The 24901-nt window shown below is 59.5% G+C and carries 28 protein-coding genes and 4 tRNA genes; 8 read left to right on the top strand and 24 right to left on the bottom strand.

All coding sequences use genetic code 11. The features are described 5' to 3' along the window. Positions 1–9: 9 nt before the first annotated feature. Positions 10–426 carry a PA2817 family protein gene (locus OOT55_RS07570; RefSeq protein ID WP_024460645.1) on the top strand — a complete coding sequence of 139 codons (417 nt, stop codon included), beginning with the start codon at positions 10–12 and terminating at the stop codon, positions 424–426. Between the two features lie 185 nt (positions 427–611). On the opposite strand, the gene OOT55_RS07575 is transcribed toward OOT55_RS07570, so the two are convergent. The 4 genes from OOT55_RS07575 to OOT55_RS07590 form a co-directional block, all read right to left on the bottom strand. After that, positions 612–687 (bottom strand) — tRNA-Gly (locus tag OOT55_RS07575). A gap of 14 nt (positions 688–701) precedes the next feature. Next, positions 702–777: transfer RNA gene (locus tag OOT55_RS07580), tRNA-Glu, on the bottom strand. A gap of 26 nt (positions 778–803) precedes the next feature. Beyond that, positions 804–879: transfer RNA gene (locus OOT55_RS07585), tRNA-Gly, on the bottom strand. Between the two features lie 2 nt (positions 880–881). Beyond that, positions 882–957, bottom strand: a tRNA-Glu gene (locus OOT55_RS07590). A 230-nt stretch (positions 958–1187) separates the two neighbouring features. Between OOT55_RS07590 and OOT55_RS07595 the strand changes: the two genes are divergently transcribed. Further along, the gene (locus OOT55_RS07595) at positions 1188–1970 is read left to right on the top strand and encodes a hypothetical protein (protein ID WP_265368498.1); all 783 of its coding nucleotides are present in this window, start codon (positions 1188–1190) and stop codon (positions 1968–1970) included. A 31-nt stretch (positions 1971–2001) separates the two neighbouring features. Here OOT55_RS07595 and msrB read toward each other — a convergent pair whose 3' ends face one another. Continuing rightward, positions 2002–2397: a peptide-methionine (R)-S-oxide reductase MsrB gene (gene msrB, locus OOT55_RS07600; protein ID WP_265368499.1), complete on the bottom strand. Its 396-nt coding sequence runs from the start codon at positions 2395–2397 to the stop codon at positions 2002–2004. Positions 2398–2510: 113 nt separating this feature from the next. Between msrB and OOT55_RS07605 the strand changes: the two genes are divergently transcribed. Further along, positions 2511–3725, top strand: a complete 1215-nt coding sequence (locus OOT55_RS07605; RefSeq protein WP_265368500.1) for a pyridoxal phosphate-dependent aminotransferase — start codon at positions 2511–2513, stop codon at positions 3723–3725. Between the two features lie 24 nt (positions 3726–3749). After that, the gene (locus OOT55_RS07610; RefSeq protein WP_265368501.1) at positions 3750–4241 is read left to right on the top strand and encodes a hypothetical protein; all 492 of its coding nucleotides are present in this window, start codon (positions 3750–3752) and stop codon (positions 4239–4241) included. A 137-nt stretch (positions 4242–4378) separates the two neighbouring features. On the opposite strand, the gene OOT55_RS07615 is transcribed toward OOT55_RS07610, so the two are convergent. Genes OOT55_RS07615 through OOT55_RS07625 form a run of 3 tightly spaced genes read right to left on the bottom strand, consistent with a single transcriptional unit; the run spans position 4379 to position 6963 of the window. Then, positions 4379–5500 (bottom strand): 4-phosphoerythronate dehydrogenase, encoded by a 1122-nt coding sequence (locus OOT55_RS07615; protein WP_265368502.1) that lies wholly within the window; start codon positions 5498–5500, stop codon positions 4379–4381. Continuing rightward, a complete protein-coding gene (locus tag OOT55_RS07620) occupies positions 5501–6403 on the bottom strand; it encodes a 5'-3' exonuclease (RefSeq protein ID WP_265368503.1) in 903 nt (300 codons plus the stop codon). Beyond that, on the bottom strand, positions 6400–6963 hold the full coding sequence (locus tag OOT55_RS07625) for an elongation factor P hydroxylase (protein ID WP_265368504.1): 564 nt from the start codon (positions 6961–6963) through the stop codon (positions 6400–6402). Before OOT55_RS07625 ends, OOT55_RS07620 begins: the two co-directional genes overlap by 4 nt. 204 nt (positions 6964–7167) lie before the next feature. On the opposite strand from OOT55_RS07625, the gene OOT55_RS07630 reads away from it, so the two are divergent. Next, positions 7168–7866 (top strand): hypothetical protein, encoded by a 699-nt coding sequence (locus tag OOT55_RS07630; RefSeq protein ID WP_024460654.1) that lies wholly within the window; start codon positions 7168–7170, stop codon positions 7864–7866. Between the two features lie 64 nt (positions 7867–7930). Here OOT55_RS07630 and tusA read toward each other — a convergent pair whose 3' ends face one another. Next, positions 7931–8185, bottom strand: a complete 255-nt coding sequence (tusA, locus tag OOT55_RS07635; protein ID WP_265368505.1) for a sulfurtransferase TusA — start codon at positions 8183–8185, stop codon at positions 7931–7933. Positions 8186–8337: 152 nt separating this feature from the next. Here tusA and OOT55_RS07640 point away from each other — a divergent pair, with 152 nt between their 5' ends. Beyond that, positions 8338–8718 (top strand): hypothetical protein, encoded by a 381-nt coding sequence (locus tag OOT55_RS07640; protein WP_265368506.1) that lies wholly within the window; start codon positions 8338–8340, stop codon positions 8716–8718. 76 nt (positions 8719–8794) lie between these two features. Next, positions 8795–9085, top strand: a complete 291-nt coding sequence (locus OOT55_RS07645; RefSeq protein WP_123637756.1) for an antibiotic biosynthesis monooxygenase family protein — start codon at positions 8795–8797, stop codon at positions 9083–9085. A 6-nt stretch (positions 9086–9091) separates the two neighbouring features. On the opposite strand, the gene rlmM is transcribed toward OOT55_RS07645, so the two are convergent. Genes rlmM through OOT55_RS07660 form a run of 3 tightly spaced genes read right to left on the bottom strand, consistent with a single transcriptional unit; the run spans position 9092 to position 11002 of the window. Beyond that, the gene (gene rlmM, locus OOT55_RS07650) at positions 9092–10147 is read right to left on the bottom strand and encodes a 23S rRNA (cytidine(2498)-2'-O)-methyltransferase RlmM (RefSeq protein WP_265368507.1); all 1056 of its coding nucleotides are present in this window, start codon (positions 10145–10147) and stop codon (positions 9092–9094) included. Next, positions 10144–10779, bottom strand: a complete 636-nt coding sequence (locus tag OOT55_RS07655; protein WP_265368508.1) for an alpha/beta family hydrolase — start codon at positions 10777–10779, stop codon at positions 10144–10146. Before OOT55_RS07655 ends, rlmM begins: the two co-directional genes overlap by 4 nt. Then, the gene (locus OOT55_RS07660) at positions 10772–11002 is read right to left on the bottom strand and encodes a YheU family protein (protein ID WP_265368509.1); all 231 of its coding nucleotides are present in this window, start codon (positions 11000–11002) and stop codon (positions 10772–10774) included. The genes OOT55_RS07655 and OOT55_RS07660 overlap by 8 nt, the downstream gene beginning before the upstream one ends. A gap of 71 nt (positions 11003–11073) precedes the next feature. On the opposite strand from OOT55_RS07660, the gene OOT55_RS07665 reads away from it, so the two are divergent. Further along, positions 11074–11598: a glycine cleavage system protein R gene (locus tag OOT55_RS07665; protein ID WP_265368510.1), complete on the top strand. Its 525-nt coding sequence runs from the start codon at positions 11074–11076 to the stop codon at positions 11596–11598. Positions 11599–11803: 205 nt separating this feature from the next. Here OOT55_RS07665 and OOT55_RS07670 read toward each other — a convergent pair whose 3' ends face one another. From OOT55_RS07670 to OOT55_RS07725, 12 genes are all read right to left on the bottom strand, one after another. After that, the gene (locus OOT55_RS07670; RefSeq protein WP_265368511.1) at positions 11804–15874 is read right to left on the bottom strand and encodes a DUF6701 domain-containing protein; all 4071 of its coding nucleotides are present in this window, start codon (positions 15872–15874) and stop codon (positions 11804–11806) included. Between the two features lie 50 nt (positions 15875–15924). Further along, positions 15925–16326, bottom strand: coding sequence for an MSHA biogenesis protein MshP (locus tag OOT55_RS07675; RefSeq protein WP_265368512.1), 402 nt, complete (start codon positions 16324–16326; stop codon positions 15925–15927). 19 nt (positions 16327–16345) lie between these two features. Continuing rightward, positions 16346–17119: a PulJ/GspJ family protein gene (locus OOT55_RS07680; RefSeq protein ID WP_416140979.1), complete on the bottom strand. Its 774-nt coding sequence runs from the start codon at positions 17117–17119 to the stop codon at positions 16346–16348. Next, a complete protein-coding gene (locus OOT55_RS07685) occupies positions 17119–17598 on the bottom strand; it encodes a prepilin-type N-terminal cleavage/methylation domain-containing protein (protein WP_265368514.1) in 480 nt (159 codons plus the stop codon). The genes OOT55_RS07680 and OOT55_RS07685 overlap by 1 nt, the downstream gene beginning before the upstream one ends. Next, positions 17582–18040, bottom strand: a complete 459-nt coding sequence (locus tag OOT55_RS07690) for a pilus assembly FimT family protein (RefSeq protein WP_265368515.1) — start codon at positions 18038–18040, stop codon at positions 17582–17584. Before OOT55_RS07690 ends, OOT55_RS07685 begins: the two co-directional genes overlap by 17 nt. A gap of 23 nt (positions 18041–18063) precedes the next feature. Further along, positions 18064–18483, bottom strand: a complete 420-nt coding sequence (locus tag OOT55_RS07695) for a type IV pilin protein (protein ID WP_265368516.1) — start codon at positions 18481–18483, stop codon at positions 18064–18066. Positions 18484–18507: 24 nt separating this feature from the next. Beyond that, positions 18508–18921, bottom strand: coding sequence for a type II secretion system protein (locus OOT55_RS07700; RefSeq protein WP_265368517.1), 414 nt, complete (start codon positions 18919–18921; stop codon positions 18508–18510). A gap of 141 nt (positions 18922–19062) precedes the next feature. Beyond that, complete coding sequence (locus OOT55_RS07705; protein ID WP_265368518.1) at positions 19063–19632, bottom strand: hypothetical protein; 570 nt, start codon at positions 19630–19632, stop codon at positions 19063–19065. A 4-nt stretch (positions 19633–19636) separates the two neighbouring features. After that, positions 19637–20857 carry a type II secretion system F family protein gene (locus tag OOT55_RS07710; protein WP_265368519.1) on the bottom strand — a complete coding sequence of 407 codons (1221 nt, stop codon included), beginning with the start codon at positions 20855–20857 and terminating at the stop codon, positions 19637–19639. Continuing rightward, positions 20857–22593 (bottom strand): GspE/PulE family protein, encoded by a 1737-nt coding sequence (locus tag OOT55_RS07715; RefSeq protein WP_265368520.1) that lies wholly within the window; start codon positions 22591–22593, stop codon positions 20857–20859. Before OOT55_RS07715 ends, OOT55_RS07710 begins: the two co-directional genes overlap by 1 nt. A 1-nt stretch (position 22594) precedes the next feature. Next, positions 22595–23971 (bottom strand): tetratricopeptide repeat protein, encoded by a 1377-nt coding sequence (locus OOT55_RS07720; protein WP_265368521.1) that lies wholly within the window; start codon positions 23969–23971, stop codon positions 22595–22597. Further along, positions 23968–24891 (bottom strand): ExeA family protein, encoded by a 924-nt coding sequence (locus OOT55_RS07725; RefSeq protein ID WP_265368522.1) that lies wholly within the window; start codon positions 24889–24891, stop codon positions 23968–23970. Before OOT55_RS07725 ends, OOT55_RS07720 begins: the two co-directional genes overlap by 4 nt. Positions 24892–24901: the final 10 nt, after the last annotated feature.

The raw sequence follows: 24901 nt of genomic DNA on the forward strand, positions 1-24901 counted from the left end.
GAGTTTAGCGTGTCGACTCAGCTCAACCATTACGCGGAAACACAGCATCGAGACTACCACTTGCGCCTGTTGCGCGATTTTATCCAGCAGGCTCAGCAGCAGCCCCCGTTTATTGAGGAAGACTGCCCCGAGGATGACCTGGAGTTTCTGGCCCGCCTGGAAGCGCTCCCCAGAGCCCACCAGGACGAGGACTTCCTGTACCGGGGGCAACAGGTCCTGAGCCGGGTTGTGGCCGCCTACGGCCACTTGGTACCGCTGCTGCACCGCGACCTGCTCTGGTACTTCGGTGGCGACTGCCTGCATTACATGCCGGATGAAGAGATCGCCAAATACCAGCTCCTGGACGAACGCCGCCACGAAGCCATTGCCGAAGGCCGGGAGTTCTCCTATGAACACGAACGGGCCAAGGTGTTTGGCCTGCATTAGTCGGCCACTGCGTCAGCGGGCACGGGAAGCCGCGTAGTTTAGCAGATTCGGATGTAATCGTCTTTTTAGTGAAGGCGAGTCGCATGGATGCGCCGAGTGCAACGAGACTCGTTTCCCGGGCGGATTCCTGTGCCCAACGGCCAGACACAAAAAAAGCCGACCGAAGTCAGCTTTCTTTGAAGATTTGGAGCGGGAAACGAGACTCGAACTCGCGACCCCAACCTTGGCAAGGTTGTGCTCTACCAACTGAGCTATTCCCGCCACAGAGCGTAAAGTGGCGTCCCCTAGGGGAGTCGAACCCCTGTTACCGCCGTGAAAGGGCGGTGTCCTAGGCCACTAGACGAAGGGGACTAAAACTGGTCTGTATCTAAGGAAACTGGAGCGGGAAACGAGACTCGAACTCGCGACCCCAACCTTGGCAAGGTTGTGCTCTACCAACTGAGCTATTCCCGCAATGGCGTCCCCTAGGGGACTCGAACCCCTGTTACCGCCGTGAAAGGGCGGTGTCCTAGGCCTCTAGACGAAGGGGACCCGGACCTCCCTGAGCGCTTTATGCCGTGGCATTACCCTCAGAAAGTGGAGCGCATTCTAGGGAGCGGACCGGCACCTGTCAACACTTTTTTCGAATTATTCGACCGGGAAAACAACCACTTAGCGACGCCCCTCTTTCAGCCCTCCCGATCATTAGTGCTATACTGCGGTTTTTACGCCAAATTCCCCATTCGACCCGATAAACTTCGAATCAATAACAGCGGCGGCCTATGTCCTCTTTAATGATTGCCAGCATTATTTTCGCCTTGCTCATCGTGCTGGTAGGGTACGCCTTCATATCCCAGACACTCGAAAAACGCAGAAAGCGGCGCCAACGCCTGCTGACCGCCCTCAAACATCGACAGCGCAACTTCAAATACATGATTTCCGGGTTCCCCGAGGGGCTGCTGGGCAAGGACCTGACCCTGATCATTTACCGGGCTCTGCTCGATGCCTGTGAACAGCTCAGCCGGCTGGAGCCGCGGGAGCCTGGACACATGGAGGACTTCACTTTCTACTCCGGCGAGCTCGAAGCGCTTAAACATCGCACCCCTGCCGAGCGCGCGCGCCCTGCCTCCGCGGAGCAAGCCGTCGAAATCAAGCGGCTCCTGCAGGAGCTGTACCGATTTATCGCGCATCAGACCGAGCGCGGCAATATCGGTCAGGCGCAAGGTCAGACCTACAAGGACCAGATCAAACGCCTGGCCCTGCTGGTTTCCGTGGATGCCCACGCGGTCTCCGCCCGACAGGCCCAGGCCGCCGGCAAACCCAGGCTCGCCATCCACTACTACAACCTGGCCCGCAAGATGCTGACGCAGGAGAAAGGCGGACAGGGTTTCCAGAAGCAACTGGCCCAGATTAACGGCATCATCAAAAAGCTGGAGAGTCAGCTTGAACAACTGTCCGCTGACGGCGCCTCCCCCACCAAAGAGGGCTCTGCGCCGGAAGAAAAGAAAGAGTGGGAAGAGTTCGAGCAGGAAACCGACTGGAAAAAGAAGCAGCTCTACGATTAATCCGGTCAATCGGCAACAGCGATCCGGTCCCCTACTCCTCGTCCAGCTTTATGGATGCGGAGTTGATGCAGTAACGCAATCCCGTTGGTGCGGGACCATCGGGAAAAACGTGTCCCAAGTGGCACCCACAGCGGCGGCACATCACCTCGGTTCGTCTCATACCGTGACTGCCGTCAAAGGCTTCCTCAATGGCCGTCTCGGATTTTGGCGCGTAAAAGCTCGGCCAACCACAGCCTGCATCGAATTTGGTATCGGCATCGAACAGGGGTTCGCCGCAGCCACGACACCGATAGGTTCCGTCTGAGAACACATCCCAATACTCACCGGTGAACGGTGGCTCGGTGCCCTTCTCCCGGCAGATCCGGTATTGCTCCGGCGACAATTGCTGACGCCATTCGGCGTCGCTGCGATTTTTCGGGTCACTCATAGATGCTGCTCCTTGACAGGGGCTGGGAAGAGACGGGATGATTCAGGCATGATTCGGCTTTCAGTGCCGTACATCTGATTTTTAACCCGCCATTATTGGACATGATACTGTAGATGCGCACCGTCAATAAATCCACCAAGCTCGAAGGGGTCTGCTACGACATTCGCGGCCCGGTTCTTGAGCACGCCAACCGCCTGGAAGAAGAAGGCCACCGAATTCTCAAGCTGAACATCGGCAATCCGGCGCCCTTTGGCTTTGCCGCCCCCGATGAAATCATCCAGGACGTCATCTACAACCTGCCCAACGCGGAAGGCTACACAGAATCCCGCGGGCTGTTCGCGGCGCGCAAGGCGATCATGCAGGAAAGCCAGCGCCTGGATATCCCCAATATTGAAATCGACGATATTTTCCTGGGCAATGGCGTCAGCGAAATGATCGTCATGGCCATGCAGGCGCTGCTGAATAACGGCGACGAGGTGCTGGTGCCCGCCCCCGACTACCCGCTGTGGACGGCGGCGATCAACCTCGCGGGTGGCAAAGCGGTGCACTATCTGTGCGATGAGCAATCCGACTGGTTTCCGGACGTGGCCGATATCGCCAGCAAGATCACCGACCGCACCCGCGGCATTGTGGTGATCAACCCGAACAACCCCACCGGGGCGGTGTACAGCCAGGATGTGCTGGAGCAGATTGTTCAGCTCGCGCGGGAAAAGAACCTGATCATTTACGCCGACGAAATCTACAGCAAGATTCTGTACGACGATGCCGAATTCATTCCCCTGGCTCGCCTGGCCCAGGACGTACTGTGCGTCAGCTTTAACGGCCTGTCCAAATGCTACCGTCTGGCGGGCTTCCGCTCCGGCTGGATGACCGTCAGCGGCGCCAAGCACAAGGCCAAGGGCTATATTGAAGGCCTGGAAATGCTTGCCTCCATGCGACTGTGTGCCAATGTGCCGGCCATGTACGCGGTACAGACCGCGCTCGGTGGCTACCAGAGCATCAACGAGCTGATCGTCCCCGGCGGCCGCCTGCGGGATCAGCGGGATGCGGCATTGAAGGCCATTGATGAAATTCCCGGCATGAGCTGCGTCAAACCCAAGGGCGCACTCTACCTGTTCCCGAAACTGGACCTGAACCGCTATAAAATCAAGGACGACCAACAGATGGTGCTGGACTTCCTGATTCAGGAGAAAGTACTGCTGGTACAGGGAACCGCTTTCAACTGGCCCGACCGGGATCACCTGCGGATTGTATTCCTGCCCCGGGAAGACGACCTGACCAAGGCCATTCAGCGCCTGGGCCGGTTCCTGGAGCATTACTCGCAATAAGGTACGGGACAGGTATCAGGCGTCATGGCGGATATTCATATCGCAGACTTCTACAAAGATGCGGCGCGGATTCTGGTGCAGCTGTACAACCAGTTTCCGCGCCCGACCATGCTGTTTGTGGAAGATATTGCCGGGCCGGACACGCCGGATGAGTTCGGCCTGCACAGCCCCCGCCACCAGAGCTGTCTTTCCACGATGCTCTGGCTCGCACAGACCGGTTACCTGCGGTATGAGACTCTGGTCCGGCAGGAAGCCATTGATCAGGCGGTGTTGACCCAGCGGGGCTTCACCCTCCTGGCGAGCCCCCTGCCGGTACACGATGTGGTCGGCTTCGAGGCCCTGCCCCACGACTCGGACGCCCCCGATTCAGATGCCAACCCCAGCGATGATGTACAGGCCGCAGCTCGCGCCGACAATGGGGTACAGTTGTTACGGGATGTGCTCAAGCACGGCTCGTCGACCGCGATTGAGCAGGTGATGTTGGAGTTGTTTCGGCAGGCCCGGCATCATCCTTAAAACGTTTTACGGCGGATGCGGCACGGTCGGTTACGGCGGGGTTACGGCGGATGCGCGCTTCGCGCTTATGCCGCCCTACGCAACCTGTGGAGCCAGGCGCATCCGCCGTAATCCAAGATCGGTACCACAGGGGTGCCCTACTTGAAACCTAGCTCGTTCAACCGCGCTCGCGCCTCACCCGATGCTCCCGACACCCGATAATTATTGAACTCCCGCCGCTTCGGATACTGCTTGCGCAGCTGATCAAACCCCTTGGCGAAATCCACCTCGCCCCGCTCCGCCCGGTCAGCCAACGCCCGCAGGCGTTGGTCATCCTCGGCAATGGCGTACACTTGGGGAATCAGCGTTTTCAGCGCCGACCAGACATCACCGTCCGCCAGCGTCCGCTCCGGGTCCGCCACCGCCGGGCGCAAGGCATCCAACACTTTATCCGGCGCGCGACCCAGGTGCCGACACAGGGCCTCGTAAATCATGAAAGTGCCCTGCATCTTGCCATCGTAGCTGTACCCGGCAATATGGGGGCTGCCCAGCTCGACCCGCGCCAACAGGGGCCGGGAAATATCCGGCTCCGGCTCCCAGACATCCAGCACCACCCGCAGATCCGCTCCGGCTTCCAGGTGAGCCAACAGGGCCTGGTTATCGATGACGGCCCCGCGCCCGGCATTGAGCAAGACCGCGCCCGGGCGCAGCCGTTGAAGTTCTCTGGTACCGATGAGGTGATAACTCGGGTGTGGGCCGGACCGGGTCAAGGGGGTGTGCATGCACACCACATCGCTGTCCAGTACGGCTTCCAGCGAAGTCAGGTCGGGTACCTGCTCGATGGAAAGAAACGGGTCGTACACACGACATTCCACCCCCTGGGCTTTCAGTCGCTGATACAGCCGTCCACCCACGTTACCGCACCCGATGATGCCAACCCGCTTTCCAAGCCAGTCGAGATCGAGATGGGCCAGCGCCGCGTAGACATATTCGACCACGGAGTTGGCGTTGCACCCCGGGGCGCTGGACCAGGCGATGCCCTGCCGTTCCAGATAGTCGATATCGAGGTGGTCGACGCCGATGGTGCAAGTGCCCACAAACCGCACGGGGGTGTTGTGGAGCAGGGTTTCGTTGACCTGGGTGACGGAACGCACGAGCAGCGCGTCGGCACCTTGCAGGTCGGCGTTGGTCATATCCCGCCCGGGCAGGCGAACAACCTCCCCCATTTCCCCAAAGCATTCATTGACCAGAGGGATGTTTTCATCCGCTACGATTCGCATTCAATAATCCTCTAATACTCGTCGGGCCCGGCTCAGAAAACCGTCTCCAAAGCCCATTTCGTCGGCGAACTCCTCCATTGCCCACCAATCGACCGGCCCGAAGGTCAGATCTGACAGAGTAACGTCCAACGGCAGATTGTCCACGATTTTGGCCAACTGCCGGGAAATCGCCACCTGCTCCCAGTGCACCTCCAACTTCGCCGCCAGGGACTTCGCCCCCCGGATGGGCAAGGTTGCGACAGCCTCCCGGTTCGCCCAAAGCTCATCCAGAGTACCAAAATGCGCCAGCAGCGCACTCGCCGTCTTGGGCCCTACTCCCGGAACGCCCGGGATATCGTCGATGCTGTCTCCCACCAACGCCAGATAATCCACCAACTGGTCGGGTCGGACGCCGAGCTTGGCTTCAATATCCGGGGCATAGGCCCGCTGGTCCGCGGCGTGGTCCCACAGGTAGTCCTGGGGGCGACACAGGAGTTGGCCGAGGTCCTTGTCCCGGGTCAGGATCGCCAGCGGCCGGGGGCTGCGGCGCATGGTACGGGCCAGTGAGCCGATCAGATCGTCCGCCTCGTGGGTCCGGCTGGCAAAGCTGGCGATACCCAGAATTTCACCAAAACGGCGACAGGCGGCCAACTGGAACGCCAGGGCCTCATCCGGATGGGCCCGGCTGGCTTTGTAGTCCGGGTACAGGTCGTTGCGGAAACACTGGCCCAGGCTCTCGTCGTAACAGGCCGCCAGGTGGGTCGGCCGGGTCTGCTCAATCAGTCGCATCAGAAAGGTGCTGTAGCCGTACACGGCGCCGGTACCATAGCCGTGCTCCCGACTCGACCAGTGGTCGGGCAGGGAAAAATAGTATCGGAAAATGTAGATTGATGCGTCAATCAGACAGATCGGGGACGGCGTCATGCCAGTTCCCTCCAATCGAAACGCGCTTCAACCAACAGCGCCTCTACGTTGTTGGCGGTGCCATAGAAACCCACCAGCGCGGCCAGGAAGGCATGGACCCGATCCGTGACCCCCTCCCGGCAGAAACGAAGTGCCTGCTGATGGATCGCCCGCTTGAACTCCTCACTGGGGCCGAACCCCGCGTCCAGATTGTCGGCGCTGGGGCGAAAACGCCAATCAGCCGCCCGGGAGAACAACCACTCCAGCGCCTGGGGGCGCACCTCCACCCGCTCGAACTCGGCCTGCTGCGCCGCCGTGCGGCCATCCGGCGCGTACCAGTAACCGTAATCCTCCTGCAGGCGCCGTTCGCGGCCGGCGACACACCAGTGGGCTACCTCGTGCAGCGCACTGGCGAAGTAGTTACGGGTAAACCAGATGCGGTGGGGGCGGCCGGGGGCGTACAGGGGCTCCTCGGCACCTCCACAGAGGCGAGTGGCATGGCTCTCGCGGAAGGTCTGGTCAAACAACTGGATCAAATCTCGGCAATCGTGACGGCTAGTGTCACCAACATCGGTCAACATGCAACTCCTCAAACACACTCGGGCAGGCTGGCTCTGGTGTGCGGAAAGATTTTTACTACTAGGTGTTGTGCTTTCGGGTTATAACCTATACTTTAGTGACAGATGGTTCTGAAAAGGCTCGAGCTGTGCTCGGGAACCTCTCTGACACCATCGGTGTCTCCTGGGCTAGCGTCGTTAGCCCCAGCCTCAGCCGGGAGGTGTATTATGAAGACCTCACAGTCGCGCCACAACACGGAAAATGTGGTTGATCTCTTCACAGGAAAGTCTCTCTCCGAGCTGCACGATCAGCGTTTCGTTCGCCTGGCACCGGAATTGGACGGCCTGGAAATGTTGTACTCCAACGATACCAGCGACGATCGCCTGTTCAGCCTGAAAATCCTGTGCTGGGGTCTGCGCGCCAACGGCGAGGTGGTTGGCCTTGTGCCCTGGCTCAATGACATCGTTGCCTGCCCGGATATCTGCGATCCGCTCAACGGCCAGTGGGAGGGTTACTACGACCCCGGCATTGACGACGTTTTCTTCGACGCCCCCATTCACAAGGTGGTCGAACTGGAAACCGCCGCCGAGTATTACGAGCTCCAGTGTGAGAATGACGACGATGTCGTTCAGGAGTTGCCGGATACCATTGGCACCCATGCGGTGCTCGCCACGGAAGAAACCAACAAGCTGAACCTCGTCGAGGTGATCAGCTGGCGCCTGCAGCATGACGGCAGTATTTACGGCATGCTCACCGACATGAACAAAATCGTGAGCACTCCGGTCCTGCCGGGGGATGCCTGTCTGTATCCGGCGCAGCAGAGCGATCAGTTCCGGTACTTTTTCCAGCACCAGATTGCCAACAAGATCAAGGCGGAAGACCCGGAGGCTTTGGCGGCCATTTCGCTGTTGGTTGATGGGTATTGATTCAAGATAGCTTGGGTAGGTGTTGTCGGGTGACGCGCTGTCGCGCTAACCCGACCTACTGAAGCTAGCCACTTTTACGGATGTAATACCGGTACTCTTCCCCGTCCCTTTCTTCCAGCACCAACTCATGCCCGAGAAACAGGCAAAACTTGGGCACATCCCGCTCCGTGGATGGATCGGTGGCAATCATCTCGATCAATTCTCCGGCAGCGATCTCCCGCACAGCGCGATGCAACAACATGACCGGCTCTGGGCACACCAGGCCCCGAGCGTCCAACGCTTTGTGAATAGTCCCCAGACTCTCGTTGCGAACAGACATCGACCCTTCCCATTTTCATCAAAACGAAATTTTTCGGCTTTCGTCGGTAAAACACCCACTTCATTGCTAGACTTCAGAGTAGGAGATCTGCCCGCAGGAGCAGAGCGCTGTTTCAGCGAATCAGGGCGTCGTGTTTTACAGGGGTAGTCTTTATGCCGTCACCCAATCGCCATACTGCACACAATGCACTAACGCCCACTGCGCTGGTCATCACCTCTCATTTACTTCGCCATGATAACCCGAATCTCGCGCAAGCCATACAACAGGCCCTGAAAGCACTCCCTTCCGCGCCGGCCACAACCTCAGCAGATGGCGCCAGCACTGAACTCAACCGCCAGTTGCTCAGCAACCTGCACGCACAGACCGTGGGTGAAATACTGGCGGCTCTCACGGCGCTGGGCCAACAGGCACTGCACGACCATCAACGCCACCCCGAGCGCGTTGCGTTGCTGCATGAACTGCTGGACGAGTGGGTCGCTTTGGCCGAGTGGATTTTACAACGCAACGAAAGCCCCCCAAACCAATGGCATTGACGCGCGCTTTGCATTCGCAGGCGTGGGCGCTAGAATAACGCCCTGATGCCTTACTACTCATTTGCCGGATTCATTCATGATCTACGTGCTCGTTGAACGCCATATTGCCGACGGAATGGAAAGCACCTACGAAATGGCCGCGCGCAAAGCGCTCAAATCCGCTTACCAGGCCGAGGGCTTCCTCAGCGGTGAAACCCTGCGGGACCTGCAGCGCCCCAACCATCATTATCTGCTGTCCAAGTGGCGTTCTCTGCACGACTGGAAGCGCTGGTACTACAGCGACGAACGTCATGAGGTCATGAACCAGCTCAACCCGACGCTGGCGGACTTTGAAAAAATCACATTGCTGGACAAGAACCCGGTCTAGGAAACGCTATCGCAAGCGCATGATGTGGCCGGTCACTTCTTCTCGGTCGTGATACAACTGTTTGAACGCCAATGCCACATCCAGCCCTGCCGCTTCACACTGCTGCTCGATACGCTCACGCAAACGTGCCACTTCCATGTAGCGCTGCTTCATGGGCAATTTCAGATTGAACACCGCCTCCCGACACCATCCCTGACTGACCCAGAGTCCGATCATGCTCGCCACCCGGGCGGGCTTGTCGGCGATATCACAGACCAGCCAATCCACCGGCTTTTTGGGCTGGTAGACAAAACCGTCTTCCCGGTGATGAGTGACCTGGCCGGTTTCCATGAGCGACTCCGCCATGGGACCGTTGTCCACCGCATCGACAAACATGCCCCGGCGCACCAGTTGCCAGGTCCAGCCACCCGGCGCCGCACCGAGATCCACCGCTTTGAGTCCGCCGGCGAGGCGGACATCCCACTCGTATTCGGGGATAAAGTGATGCCAGGCCTCCTCCAGTTTCAATGTGGCCCGACTCGGGGCCTCTCTGGGCTGACGCAGGCGGGGAATGCCCATGGGCCAGGCCGCACGGTTATCCACCGGGCTGACGCCCAGATACATGCACTGGCCGGACAATACCAGCAGGTGCCAGTGCCAGCGGCTCTTGGGGTCCACCAGCTTCTGTTTTTTCAGGGCGGCCATCAACGGTGAGGTCAGCTTCTTGCCGAGCGTCGACAGCTCCTTGCCCTCATTGGTATCGGGCGTCTCCACCACCAGTGAGCGTGCCGCGGGCAGCGCTTGCGCCGCTTCCACCAGCGGTCCGACCCTATCCCCCGGGGGCAGGTTGGCCAACGGCGCCGTAGTGACGAACCACTGACGGGCAAACACCAGATCCATAAAATGCAGTTGCCCAACCAGCCTCAACGCTCCTTCGGGCTCATGGGTCACGTAGATCACATAGGCCTGCCCTTCCCGGGTTTTGATAAACCCGTACACACCGGCGGCCGCTGCCAGCTCCTGAATCTCCGCCGCGCACTCTTTTTCAAAACCGGGCCGACAATGTAAAAACAGATGGTTCACGGGCGCTCTCCCCAGTGTTGATCAATCCAGTCAACGATACGCTCGATCGCCGACTGCCAATGTTGTTGCTGACGGTACCCGGACTTCACTCGCGGTTTGAAGTCGTGGTCGCCATCCTCCAGCCAGAGCCAGTTCAGGGTCGAGGGCAGGTCATAACCACGGATCTCGTCCCGACTACCCAGCGCATCGCGGGTGCCCTGCACAATCAGGGTTGGCACCTGAACCGCCTGTAAGGGCTCCAGACGGGTCTTGTCCGGCTTGCCCACCGGATGAAAGGGGTAGCCCAGGCAAACCAGGCCCGACACCCCGGGCTCATTGGCCACCAGGCTGGCCATCCGCCCACCCAGCGACTTGCCGCCTATCAGCAGGGGAAACGCCGTCGGCTGCGCAGAGGCCATCGCCTCGCGCCACGCCTCCAGCAGCTCGGGCTGACGGTTGGGTGGCCGCTTTTTGCCTCCACTCCGCCGCTCGGCCATATAGGGAAACTCAAACCGCCAGACATCAACGCCCCGGGCACAGAGCCCCTCGGCCATGGCGTTCATGAAGTCACTTTCCATGGACGCGCCCGCCCCGTGGGCCAGCAGCAAGCGGGCCGAGGGGTTCGACGGGGTGTTTTTCAGCCAGTCAGTCATCTCCGAGGTCCCGGGCATCCCGCTCCGGGAGCAGGCTGACGGTTTCGGTGGCGGGGTCGAACACGATCACCACATCGCCCCGCTCAATCTGGGCCTGCACTTGTTGCACCTTGCGCTCCAGGCTGGTTTCCTCCCAACCGTAGTCAGTACCCTCGCGAGTGATGAATTCTTCAATAAGGCCACGCAGGGCGTCCGCGGATACTTGCTGATGGGGAATGATCATGGCTTCACAATGACTTTTTTCCGGGGTTGCGCCACAATGGTGGCATAACAACTCTGAAGTGGATGACAACGATGCAACACTATCTGATTTTGACGCTGATCAGCGACGACAAGCCGGGCATTGTGGAGCGACTGGCGCAGATTATCCAGCAGCACGAGGGCAACTGGCTGGAAAGTCGCCTGTCGCACCTGGCCGGCAAGTTCGCGGGTATTGTACAGGTTGCGGTGCCCGAAGCGCAGCGCGAACCCTTGACCGCCGCCCTGCAGGCCCTGGGCGGACAGGGGCTGAAGCTGGTGGTCGAATCCGCAGAAGCCACCGAGCGCGCGCCCTTCCGGGCGTTCCGCTTTACCGTGGCCGGACCGGACCGCGCCGGTATTGTGTTCGAAATCGCCCAGGCCTTCGCCGAGCGCAACATCAACATGGGCGAACTGGAAACCGATTATTCCAGTATGCCCTGGTCCGGCGAACCGCTGTTTCAGGCCAACGGTGTGATTGAGGTTCCGGAGTCGGTGGATATGAACGAGCTACACGATGATCTGGACTCCATCGCGGATCAGTTGGCGATTGATATCCGTCTGGAAGAAGACCAGCCGTAAGGCTCCCATGTGGTGCCGCAAAGCATTGGTGTGGCACTGAGGCGTCAGCGAGGAACACCGTTTGCAGACTCTCGAAGGCATGGATGCCGACGAGAAGCCCCCAGGGACGGGTTCACGGCGGGTCTGCAAACGGTGTTCCTCGCTGACGCCGGACGCGATGAGAAAACGCTTCAGGCTAAAATAATCTGCACCATTTGATTCCCTACTACTCCAGAACCTCTCGCCAATAAATAATTCGATCGTGCCCCCGGTAAGAACCAAAGCCGACGTTCGCGGGAGGCATCTGAGTATCGTTCAGAAAATCACCGTCCTGATTCCAGTCGAAGCGCAGCCAGGGGCGGTTGGTCAGATCCATCCCGATATCGAACGACCCGGTATTGCCCTCCCCCGGCGCGGTGAAGTAGTGATCGGCATCACTGCTGCTGAAGTTGACCCCCACCCCGTCGAGATTGGCGTATTGACCCGTGGTGCTGCCGCCGCCAATAGGAACCGTGCGGTTACTGTCGTCCACCAGATTGCCGGTCGGCTGATAGGTTATCGCTTCCCGGGGAATGCGGGTGCAGCTGTCGTCGACGTTGCGGACAAATTCTGAACCGTTCCAGAATTCGGTGTAAAAAGGCACCGGCAGATCAATGACTTCGGGGCCGAAGGCGTCCTCGAGGTGCAGGCGGCCATAGCGCAGATTGAGCGACTCGCCCAGAGCAACCGCGTTACAGTTGCCCGCCGCCACGCAATCGCCGCTGGTGTTGGCGTTCATATCCAGATCCACCAATGGACGGGCGTCCAGCGCATCCGTCAGGGTCAGCCCCCACTGCAGATCACCCCAGGGACCGTCGGGTCGGGTATTGGCGGCGCGCAGGAAGGCGGCGCTGGGGTCCTGGATTTCGAGCACGCCTCCGGTCCAGTTGGCATCACTCAGGAGTTGGATGCGACCACTCAGGTTTGTACCATTGCCGCCGTCGCTGTCCTCCGCGACATATCCGGGGACCGCAACGCCGCTGTAACCCAGGCTGACATTGTCGTAATTGGAGACAACCGCACCAAACAGGTTGCGGGCCTGCACCGTAAAAGCCACATTGAGGGCCGCGTGGTGTTGATAGCTGAAAGTTCCACATGCATCGGTAACCGTCGCCCCGCTAAGATGGTAGTCAAACGGGTAAAAGCGACCGATCGAACCGCTTTCAGTCAGCATGGGCAGATCACCGGCAGTCAGGTAATCATCATCCACCAGACGCGGGGTCAGGGTGAGGGCACCGACATTGTCCCAAGTGACATTATCGTTTTGCAGCCGCCCGCCTTCCAACAGGGTAAAACTTGCATTCCCTCCCAACACCCCAGGATCTCCGCCTGAGGGATATATCAACGACGTCCAGTTCAGTCGAGCGGACTCGCCAGTGGTTTCATTGCCGAAGTTGGGCGTTACCGCTCCCCTTGCGTTGCGGGCTTCCAGTACTACAGTAAATGGTTCTCCGGCGGCGACGAAGCCCGCTCCACTGGTGGCGGAACCAGGATTGGGGTTGCCAGCTCCAGACCGCACGGCGTCCACCACCAACGTATAAGGTTTGACCACAAACTCGTTACTACTACCCGACGCAAGCACTTCGCGGCCGGGGTCAGTTTCCACCTCGACGAGCGTTTGACCATGCAGCCTGAGTTGTCCCACATCGGAAAACTCAAACGGCACGCTGGCAAAACCCTCGGCATCAAAGGCCAGGTCGGTCGCGGTATAAGTTAGGGGTTGAGCCTGGTCATTCGCGGCGATGGCGTTGTCATCGAGCGTCAGGGTTTGCGCCGGGCTCTGGACGCACACCGCTGGATCCCGACACTCGTATGCCAGATCGACCGAGCGGGTTTCCCCCGCCAGAACATTCAGACAAGATCCGGTGCTGTCGTCAGTTCTGACAACCCGCACCACCGGGTCCAGGTCCGTCTCCCCCGCAATCTGGTGGGGAATCGGATCGCCTGCGCGGTTCCCGTAGAATCGCAGGCCGACATCGGAAAACACGATAGCTTCCGGAGATCGGCCGGACGCATCACCGTTTACTTCCGCCACTTCGGGTACCAGCGTGGCGGGCGTCGTTTGGCTGAGGTAGCGAACCACCCCGGTTTCCGTGCCACCGAATATGTAGCTGTTCCCTCCAACCCAGGATGCATTGATGTCCGCCGGGTCGACACCCAGTATGATTTCGGTTCCGGCGGACGGGGCCACCGCATTACCCGCACTGTCCCGGGCAGTAATCTGCACGGGCTCGGCTTCGCAGGTTACCCCGGAGAGGGAGTGTTCCAGTGTATAGGTGGCGACCTGATTGACCTGACAGTGATAAAGTCCCGCCGCCGTTCCTTCACTGTTACCAGGAGGAATCAATTGGTAATTGGACGGCCCGCCACCGATCTGGCGCCATAACAATTCAATCTCTGCTACGCCACCGTTTTCGTAAAATTCCATGGTCACATCGTAAGCGCCCCCCGCCTCCAGGGACACATTGCCGCTGGTATCGGTCTGCACCGCGTGATCATTCCAGCGTTCTATCACGAGATCACCATCCACCCAGAGGCGCACACCGTCATCCGAACGGGTGCGAAACCGGTAGTTAGCGGATTGCGTCACATAGAGTTTGCCTGTCCAGCGGATGGAAAAATCGTCATCCCGGTTCGCCAGGGGAGCCGGCCCTTGACCAAAGTCCCAAAAGAAATCAATGGGGCCGTCGACCCGAGTGGCTTCCGGACCACCCGACAGGGTCTGGTTGTTGAAATACTCACCCTGCAGCCCCGGCACAGCATTTCCAACAGAACAGATCGCATCTCCGCAGGGATGAGTGGCGTTATAGACGGCGGTAACGTCCACATCGGTCAGCGCACCACGGTATACTCGTACCTCATCCAGATCACCCGCAAAGTATTCGGGCGTTCCTCCGGTGTCTTCTATTCGGCCAATCGAACTATAAGCGGTGGTGGCCTCCGCCGTGCTGATCGCGCCGGATGCGTCCAGACTACCGTCGATATAAATACGATACTCCGCCTGCACCACATCCCGTATCAAAACAACATGGCGCCATTGGCCGTTATTGATGGCACTCTGGGATTTGGTGGAGTAGTCGTTGCCTACCGACACACCAATGCGACCACTGCCATCAAGCCAGCCCCAGAATATGTCATTCGTTCCGCCGTTTTGCTCCACTCCCGCAATACCGGGAGCCACCCATCCAGTATCATTTCCCGTCTGGGTCGTGCGGATCCAGAACGCCAGACTGGCGGTGCCATTCAACGTATCGGACAATCCGGGCACGTCCACGTAGTCATCATTACCGTCGAACTGACCATAGCCACAGGTGCCCGGATCTCCTGCCAGAGCGGGCGATGCCGTTTCGGTATCGGCACCATTACGTGCCGTACCATGGTTACCGTTACCATTTTGATCAACGACTTCGCCGCTCGTGCCGGACCAGGCAGCTTCATCCATGGTCCAATAGGCTTCCAATCCCGCTTCACCCCCTGCGGTATCGGAACAGAAGGGCGCAAAATCGGCGGTGGCCAGAGCAGAGGCGCTATAGGCAATCTCGTTTTCATTGTCCAGATTGACCTGCGAGGCCGACAGGCCTCCGGTCACCTGCGATTGGAAGCCGGCCGAGAATGTGCCGCCGGCATACAGAAATGCATCAAGCTCGACCTCGTTCGCCAGTGATACATTTCCCGTCGCATAAATCAGTAGCCTGTCGGCACTGAAACCACTGGTCTCGACCTGAAAACCAAACGAGACATTCCCGTCAACGAAAATCCGAACCGTACCGCCTCCCCGGGGAGAGATCTCTGTCTCCTGGCCAATCACCAAATCGCCATCAATCCAGTAATCACCCGAGCTGAGTTCCAACTCAGACTGGAAATTGGTCGTCAGGCTTTCCATGAGATATTGTCCACCAGCCGATCTGAATCGCAAACGGCGCTGCTGGCTCACTTCTACGGAGCGGTAATCCCCCGAATCAACATTTATATTGCCACCGCCCGAGATGTCGCCGTCGCTACCAGTGCCTCTCACAAAATCCGGGCTGCTGCTGGCCGCCGGGGTTCCGCTGTCGGTACAGGTTGCGCCACCACAGGTGACCTCCTGCTCCACAATCAGCGAAGGGGTGTCCAGTACATTGTCGCCGCCATCGATCGCCGTCTGGAAATCAAGACTGACACTGCCTGTACTGGAATGACTCTGGACGCCATTGGTAAAGATGGCATCACAGGCCACCGCCCAGGTCGAAGGAGCGAGTATGATCAGCAGTAGTGCCATCGCGCTGCGCGCGACAGCGAACCCATGAATTGATCGAGTGAAGTATTCCATCAGAATCGGGCCTGAACATTCAGCAAGCGTTCGGCACGTGTCGGTCCACTGCCGCAGCGACCAGCAACTTCAAGGTTGTAGACGCCCGGTTCCGCCAGACTGCATTGAACCACAGCGGTGCACAGGTTGAGTCCGTCAACACCGGAATAGTCGAGTGATTCATTCAACCCACCACACCGATTATCCACCAACGGCCGGGAACTGGCATTGGGGTAAAACAATGCATTCAAACCGAACTGCACCGCACTCTCCGCCGCGTACAACGCCTGCACGGTAACTACTTCCTGAACACTGGCAATACTGCTCTGGCTGGTGGTGCGCCAAAGAGCCAACGAGGCGAAGCCCATCACGACGATAATAAACAGCGCAACCGGCAACAGAAAGCCGCCCTGTTTCCGCATAGAACGGTTTTGAAAAAGATCAGGGGACATTGCGGATCAATACCTCCTGCTCAAAAATCATGGTTTCGCCGCCCTCACTGAAGGCGACGTTCATCTGCAGTAACACGTTGCGACTGTCACTCGCGGCAGACAACACGAAGGGACTGCCCGATGCCTGAGCGTTGCGGGCCAACAAATCAAAGTCACTGCCAGGATCAACGTTCGCCGCCGTACGATCCTGCTCGGGATAAAAACGCAACTGTCCGCCAAACAGGCAGAAGGCCTGGGGCTGATTGAGCAGGAAAAAGCGCCGCCCAATGGAATTGCGCTGCCAGGTCCGACTGGGGAACGTCACCTCGGTGGCGGTGCGGCTGTTGACCGGCGCCAGCGACACCGGGCTACCGCCATACAGCTCCCCGCTGTCCATCGCTCCGATACTGAGGTAATCCGCGGTGCCAAAGTCCACCGAGTGAGGCGCGGTCTGGATCGCGGTGTGAGGGGGCGCCCCGTTGGCCACATCGGGCACCGGCTCACGGTAAATACCGCCACCCGCCACCGGCATAAACTCCACACAGTCACCACCATTGGTAATGCGCACGCTGTAGGGCATGGCACCGCGAATCTGGCGGGTCATCCGCTCCAGCGCCTGTCGGGCGGTATTGACCAGTGCCGCCCGGGCCTGGGTCTGGCGATAGCTCTCCGTGGCACTGACGATAAAGCCGGTGCCAATGGTGGCCACCAGCGCAAGTACCACGATGACCGTAATCAGCTCCACCAGGGAAAACCCGGCTTGTCGTGACCGGCACCGGCACATCAGAAGTTGGTCCTGTAAGCTGAGAGGGTGAGTGATTCGCCGCTGGGCGCTGTGGTGGTCACGGTAATCCGCTTGGCCCAGCGGTTGTTGGCCAGCCCCAGCTCACTCCCTGCAAATTCAACCGCGACGGTGCGATTGTATCCGGGATAGGGCGAGTCGGTTTCACCGTCGAAGCTGCTGACACCACCGGAATCGGCACAGACCGGCGGCGTGGGCCGACCCGGTGGCGCCTGACTGTCGCAGGCCGGCACACCACCGGGTGGCGTATTGGCATCGTAGGGTTGTGCCAAAACCACATCCAGTCGGGACTGGGTGGATTCCAACAGCCGCACCCGTACCAGCGGGTCCACGCTGTTGATCACCGAATATCGATAGACGCCCAGCAAAGCCCCGAGCGCCAGAGCAATCACCGTAATAAAGACGATCAGCTCAATCAGGGTAACGCCGCGCTGGCGACACAGTTCATGGCGTGTAGGCATAACCGCTGGCCTCCACACGCACAGTGGCCGACGTCGAACCACGGGTCATGACAATCTGGCCCGGATCGGTCCGGCCCAATTTATCAAACGAATAGGTGCCCGTACCGGTCGTAATGGTGACGCCTTCGGGCAGTGTCAGTGGGTAGGTTCCACCGGTGGCGGCCACGGGAGTGCCGTTTTCCGTCACATTCAGACCGGACGTGACAACATTCACCTGAATGGTGTTGCTCGTGCTGGCACGGGCCATGGCAAGTTGTTGCGCGGTAAACAGGGCGGACAGAACCTGGTCGCGTGCGGATTGGATCGCTGCAGCGTCGGTATCATAAAAACGGGGCAGCGCCACCACGCTGATAATACCCAGCAGGATGATCACTGCGATCAGCTCGATCAGGCTGAAACCCGATGACTTCCGGCCATTGTACATTGCGCACGCTGAGGGCATGGTCGGACCTGTTGCAGAGGACGTTAGGAGCTGCTTGGGTTGATTCCGTGAAGCGTAAAGCTGGCGCGGATAGCGGTGTTCGACTCATCAACAACGTCGCACTGAACAGTAGCCATATGCGATACCGTGCCATCGCCGGACCCGGCCGCTTCAATCCGATAGCCTGTCGGTAAGCCGGTCGCCAACAGAAAACGGGCATTCCCGCAGGTGTTCATTGGGAAAGCCGATTGGGAAATAGCCGTCGGATATTCTTCCCTCAAAATGAAGGTAGCCAAATTGGAAGAACTAGCGGTGGACAAAGTCGCTGCCAACTCCTCTGCTGCTACCCTCTTCGCGGACGATGAGAAATCAATCAGCTTGGGAAGCGAAAATGCAGCCAAAACTGCCAAAACAGTAATGACTGCAACCAACTCCACTAGAGTGAAACCTTTGAAACGAAACACTCGGCTGTATCCAGGAAAACTGAATTATGGGGTCGTTGGAGCTGCAACACCGTAAACGGTGAAGTCCGCATCAGCCTCAGAATCAGCCACATTGGGAGAGTGAACGGTACATGTTTCGTTTGCACCATCACCAACCGCCAAGGACTCGATCTCATAGTTTGCGGGTAGCGCTCCCCCCTCCAACAGACCGGCCGCATCGGTACAGTTCTCAATCGTGACAGGAGTTGGCGCATCCTGTATTCCCGCATCAGTCGCGACCGCCGCAGCATAGTTCAATGCACTGGCACTCGCCAGGTTACCCGCAACGCCATCAACAGCCGCTTCACGAGCCGCATCCGACAAATCCACAAACCGTGGCACCGCCACAGCAGCGATAATACCCAGGATAACAATTACCGCAATCAGTTCGATCAGAGTAAAACCGGATTGTTGTTTCATATGAAAACTCCGTTAAAGGTCGTGAGTTATTGTAGAACCTGTAAAAACCACTGCTGGCGCCGAACTCCGCACTTGGCGCATGTTTTCACCTAATATAGGTGAATTCAACTTCCATGCCAACACTTGAACCGATAAAAAGCGTCATTCCGGTGACGAGCTGACCGAAACCCGCCCATCAAACGGAAAATAGTCAAAATATCGACGACCGCTGTCGTCAACCAAATGACGGTAGCGGCAGGCACTTTCCCGGCCCTCGCCCACCCTGGCCACCCCGAAGACCGCATCCGGCGCCAGTGCCCCCTCCAGGCTGACAGGTGGCGCTTGATGCAGAAACGCGCGCCACAGGTCCAGGCACTCCTCGGGGTCGAGATGCCCGTCTGCGGCCTCGCGACGGGAGCGGGTGTTCACCGGCCAGCCTTGAGGGTTCAGATAGACCCTGATGTCCGAGGCATCTTCCAGGCCCACGGGCAAGGTCGGCAGCTCACTGAACACCACCACATCCCGCTCTGCTTCACCGCGAGCCCGCTGCAGGTACCACTGCGCCCGCACTCCGGAAGCCGCCGTCTTGAAGTTCTGGGCCGCCAGCTCGAAACTCAGCCGTTGCACGTCACCGGCCATGCGGCCATACAGCCCCACGGCGAACACCAGAACGATGCCGATCAACGCGGCGACCAACAACCATTCGAACACCCGCGGGGATCTCTGGCTCATAGGCTCACTGCTGAATGTTGTACATTTCCCACATGGGCAGAAAGATGCCCAGGGCGAGAATCAGGACAAAGCTGGCCATAATGACTACCATGATGGGTTCGATCCGGTCGCTCAGACGCTTGGTATCGTAGTCCACCTCCCGCTCATAGAACTCGGCCACTTCCGAGAGCAGTTGGTCCACCTGGCCGCTCTCCTCGCCCACCGCGATCATCTGCAGCACCAGCGGCGTAAACATGCCACTGGTCATATGCGTCTGAAACAGCCCTTCGCCACGCTCCACACCGGCCCGGATATCGCGGATCTTGTCGCCCAGCCAGGGGTTATCAATGGCCCGGGCACAGAGATCCAGCGCCTGGTTGACCGGCAGCCCGGCCCGCAGCATCACGCTGAACGAGCGCGCATAGCGGGCCATGGAAGCCCGTTCGATGATGTCGCCGATCACAATCAGGCCCAGTTTTTTGCGGCCCCAGACCCGGGCACCTTTATCGGTCTTGATATAGCGACGGAACCCGTAAAAACTGCCCACGGCCACAAACAGCAGATAGGGCCAGAAAGCGACAAAGAAATCGGACACACCCACCAGAATGCGGGTGGGTAGCGGCAGGTCCGCACCAAACTGGGAAAACATATTGGCGAAGGCGGGAATCACCTCCACGTTGATCACCAAAATGGCAATGCCCAGGGCAATCAGCACAAAACCGGGGTAGCGCAGCGCCGCCTTGATGCTCTTGATGGTTTCCTGGTCCCGCTCCAGATACTCACTCAACTGTTTGAAGGCGCTCTCCAGGGAGCCGCTGCCCTCCCCCACACTCACCACGCTCACAAACAGGTTGTTGAACACGTTCGGGTGGTGACGCATGGCGACCGACAGCTCGAGGCCGGATTCCAGTCGGTCGGCGATGTCTTCCAGGGTATTGCGAAAGGTCACGTGGCGCAGGTTGGCGGCCAGGCCGCGAATGCCCCGCACCAGAGGCACGCCCGCCCGGGTAATGGTGTACATCTGCCGGCAGAACATGATCAGGTCAACGGTTTCTACCTGCCCGCTGTGGCGCCACTCCTGCCAGCGTTCAGACCAACTGGGGCGGTGCTCATAGGGTTCGATGGCAATGGGGGTCACCCCGCGCCCGGCCAGCTGGCCGGCAACGGCGTCGGGGCTTGGGCCCTCCAGTTGGCCGGATACGGGGCGACCCTCGGCGTTGCGGCCTTTGAATTGGTAGAGGGCCATCAGATCAACTCTGCCTCATCTTCGATCTGTGCTGAGACTTTCATGACCTCTTCGAGGGTGGAGATGCCCTCAATCGCATAATCGAGTGCGCTGTGGCTCAGGGGGCGATAGTTGGGGCTCTGCTGGGCCGCTCGGGTAAAGGCATTGAGGCTGTTGTCCCGCAGCGCCTCGGCCATGGCCCCATTGACTTCCAGTAGTTCGAAAACGCCGACCCGACCGCGATAGCCGGTATTGTGACAGTGCGGACAGCCCGCCCCCTGCCTGAATTGCACCTGACTCAGGTCCCGATCTTTACCAATGGCCGCCAACAACTGGCGTTCATTGGCATCCGGCTCGTGATCCTGAATGCAACTGGTGCAGATGCGGCGCAACAGGCGCTGAGCCACGATCGCCTTGAGCGCCGTGGCCACCAGGTAGGCATCCACCCCCATGTCGATCAGGCGCAGCGCGGAGGTCAGGGCATCGTTGGTGTGCAGGGTGGACAACACCAGGTGGCCGGTCATGGCCGCGCGCAGGGCAATTTCAGCGGATTCGGCATCCCGGATTTCCCCGACCAGCAGAATGTCCGGGTCCTGACGCAGTGACGCCCGAAGAACGCTGCCAAAGGTCAGGCCGATGCGCTCGTGAAGCTGGACCTGATTGATACGCGGCAGGCGATACTCCACCGGATCTTCCACGGTGATGATTTTCTTCTCTGGCTTGTTCAGCTCCGATAGCGCACCGTACAGCGTCGTGGTCTTACCGCTGCCGGTCGGGCCGGTGACCAACACCAGTCCGTGGGGGCGCACGATGATTTTGCGAAACCGGTCAACCAACGCCGGTGGCATTCCCACCTTGCCCAGCGGCAATACACCATCGGTATGGTCGAGCAAGCGCATCACCACCGACTCACCAAATTGCACCGGCATGGTGGACAGACGCACATCAATATTGCGCCCCTTCACCTTCAGGTTGAAACGCCCGTCCTGAGGTTTGCGCTTCTCGGATATGTCCAATCCGGACATCAGTTTCAGGCGCACCACCAGGGCCGGCGCAATGCGCTTTTCATTCATCACCTGTTCGAGCAGTACGCCGTCAATGCGGTTGCGAATCCGCAATACCGTTTCATCCGGTTCGATGTGAATGTCCGACGCCTTGGCGGTAATGGCCTCTTCAAAAATTTTCTGCAACAGCTTGACCACTGGGGCGTCGCTATCGGTCGCCTCGGCGGCGAAATCCGTCAGATCGATGGCGGAGCTTTCCAGTTCCTCATCCAGCTCTTCGGCCAGAGAGGCAATTTCGCTGGCCTGGCTGTAGGCGATGTCGAGCACATCCAGCAGTTCCGATTCACGCACCACCGCCGGTTTGATCGGCTGATCCAGTTGACGGGTGAGCTCATCGAGGCAAAAAATATCGGTGGGGTCGGCCATACCCAGAAGTAAGCCATCGGGGTCTTCACGCAGCGGAAGCACCCGATAACGGCGTGCACTGGTTTCCGGCAAGCGCCGGATCAACTCTTGATCAAATCGGAATTGGCGCAACTCCACAAAGGGGATGTTCAACTGGTCCGAAAGGAGGTTAAGCAGCGCATTTTCGTCTACGTATCCCAGGTCCACCAGCGTATTACCGAGCTTCCGGCCGCTCAGCTTTTGCTCTTCCAGCGCGTGGGAGAGTTGTTCTTCGGTGATCATCTGCTGGGCGACCAGCAGATCCCCTATGCGAATACGTTTGCGGGTATTCTGTTGCGTCTCAACCATGTCAGGGTTCCCGGTGTTGCGTTCGACGGGCCAGGGCACCGATGCGCCCTTCCAGATAACGGCGAATGGACTCGTTCCCCTCATAAGCGCCACTGGCAAGTGCCTGCTCAAAGGCGTGCAGCGCGACCGCCTCACGTTGCCGGGCATCTTCCGCCAGCCCCAGCCCCAACCAGTAGGCCGGCCGTGCGCCAAAGTCATTCAGTAACTGTCGGTAGTGATTGGCCGCCTGCTCGTGGCGTCCCTGCTCATAATTCAGGCGAGCCCATAAGGCCCGGTAGGGTTCATTGTCCGCGGCCTGTTCCGCCGCACGCTCCAGCATCACCAGGGCCCGGGCATTGTCTCCGCGCAGAGACCAAAGCTCGGCACCCAGGCGTGCCCGCTCATCGTCCGGCAAGGCTTGGGACCGATTCAGCAGTTGCTCCGCGTCCGAGGCATTACCCTCTTCCAGGTAAAACTCCACCAACGCCACGGTACTCAAAGCCGGGGGCGCCGCCCCATCCGGCCACTGGGCGAGCGTCTGTTCGAGAAAGTGTCGGGCTCTGCCATGCTGATCGCGAGACCACCACTGACGCGCCTGCTGCGCTCGCCGCTGATCCTCCGTTGCCGGGTCGAGCCGGACACTGAGCGAGGACGCGTCCGCCGCCTTATCGGCCTCCGGCTCAGTATCGCCCTCTGCTTGACGGCCCTGCAAGGCCTCCAGTCGGGCCTCGCTATTCTGCATTCCTGCCAGTTGCGGCGCCACTGAGCGAGCCCGGCGCAGAAACTGCCGGGCCGCATCCAGAGCGTCCCGGTCCATGGCGGCTTCGGCCAGTTCCCGATAACGCTGGGCGATAGCCGCCAATCCGGCGAGCGCCTCGGGGTGCTCAGCGCTGATAGCCAAGACCTGTTGATAGTATTCGTACGCGTTGTCTCCCGCCGGGCGCGTCAGCCGATCCCGATCACGGGCCTCCCGCGCCTTGTCGAGCAACACCTGGATGGGTGCCTGATCCGCCGAGGGGGTGGAGCCTCGTGGCGCATCCGGAGCCTCCTCCGCAGGCTCCAGACTCACGGGCGGCGTCAATGCCGCCTTCACTTCAGGTGTGTCTGGCGCGTCGGCAACCGGCTCGACCGGATCAGCCGTCTTCGACTCCGCCACCACGTCGGAGTCGACCGGTGGTGTGGGCGTGTCCGTCAACTGGCCCCGGGTTCCATCATCCGATCCGACAAATGTCCAGAACACCAGAAAGCCCGTCATTATTGCCACGACAACAGCCAACCCCACCCCAACCAGGTAGCGCGACTGCACCGGTTGGGCACGGTGTGTTGATGGCCCGGTCACGTCCGAAGGCGCACCGCCGCGCCGATCCAGGTCGCGCAACATCTCGTTCATCAGGCTCATGGCGCCACCCCATACCACCAGAGGCCGACACCGAAGCCCACCAACAATAATGAGACAGCCAGCCAGGGGGTCCACGCGAAGGGCGTCGCGGATAACCAGCGCCCCAAACGACGACTTTCGGTCGTGTCCTGTACCGCTCTGGCCACCTGAGCCCGACCCACCATGGAGCGCCCCTGACCATAGCTGACCAACAGAGCCTTGTGGGCGAGCACGTTGATCAGTCGGGGAATCCCCCCGGATGCGCGGTGCATCAGTCTGACCGCCCCACGGGTGAACAGGGAGCGCCCCCGATAACCCGCCGACTGCAGACGAAAATCGAGATAGTCGGGCAGGGTTCGGCGATCAATGGTGCCCAGGGTTTCCGAAAACACAATACGCTGCTTCAACTGGCGGAGGTCGCTGCGGTTGAGCACCTCCTCCAATTCCGGCTGTCCCAACAGAACCACCTGCAGCAGTTTACTTTTTTCGGTTTCCAGATTGGTCAGTAGGCGCAACGCTTCAATGGTTTCCCGGGGCATGGCCTGGGCTTCGTCCACCACGAGCACCACGCGCCGCTTTTCCGCGGCAAGAGCCACGAGGCGACCATAGATCTCGTTCAGCAATTGATAGGCCGGCATGTCGGGCGCTGACGACACACCGATTTCCTGCGCCAGAAAGCCTTTCAGTTCATCCGGCGTCAGGTAGGGGTTGGGAATGTAGGCGGTGAGAAATTCCGGCCCCAGGCTGGCCAGTAGCTTGCGACACAGCAGGGTTTTTCCGGTCCCCACTTCCCCGACAATTTTGATGAATCCTTCGCTATGCCGAAGGGCCAACAATACCGTATTGAGCACGGCCCGATGGGCAGCGCTGTCGAAGAAGAACTGGGTATCGGGCGTAAGGGAAAACGGCATTTCCCGCAACCCGAAGTAGTCCTGGTACATGACCGGCTCC

Source organism: Marinimicrobium sp. C6131, assembly GCF_026153455.1.
In the GTDB taxonomy this organism is placed as follows: domain Bacteria; phylum Pseudomonadota; class Gammaproteobacteria; order Pseudomonadales; family Cellvibrionaceae; genus Marinimicrobium.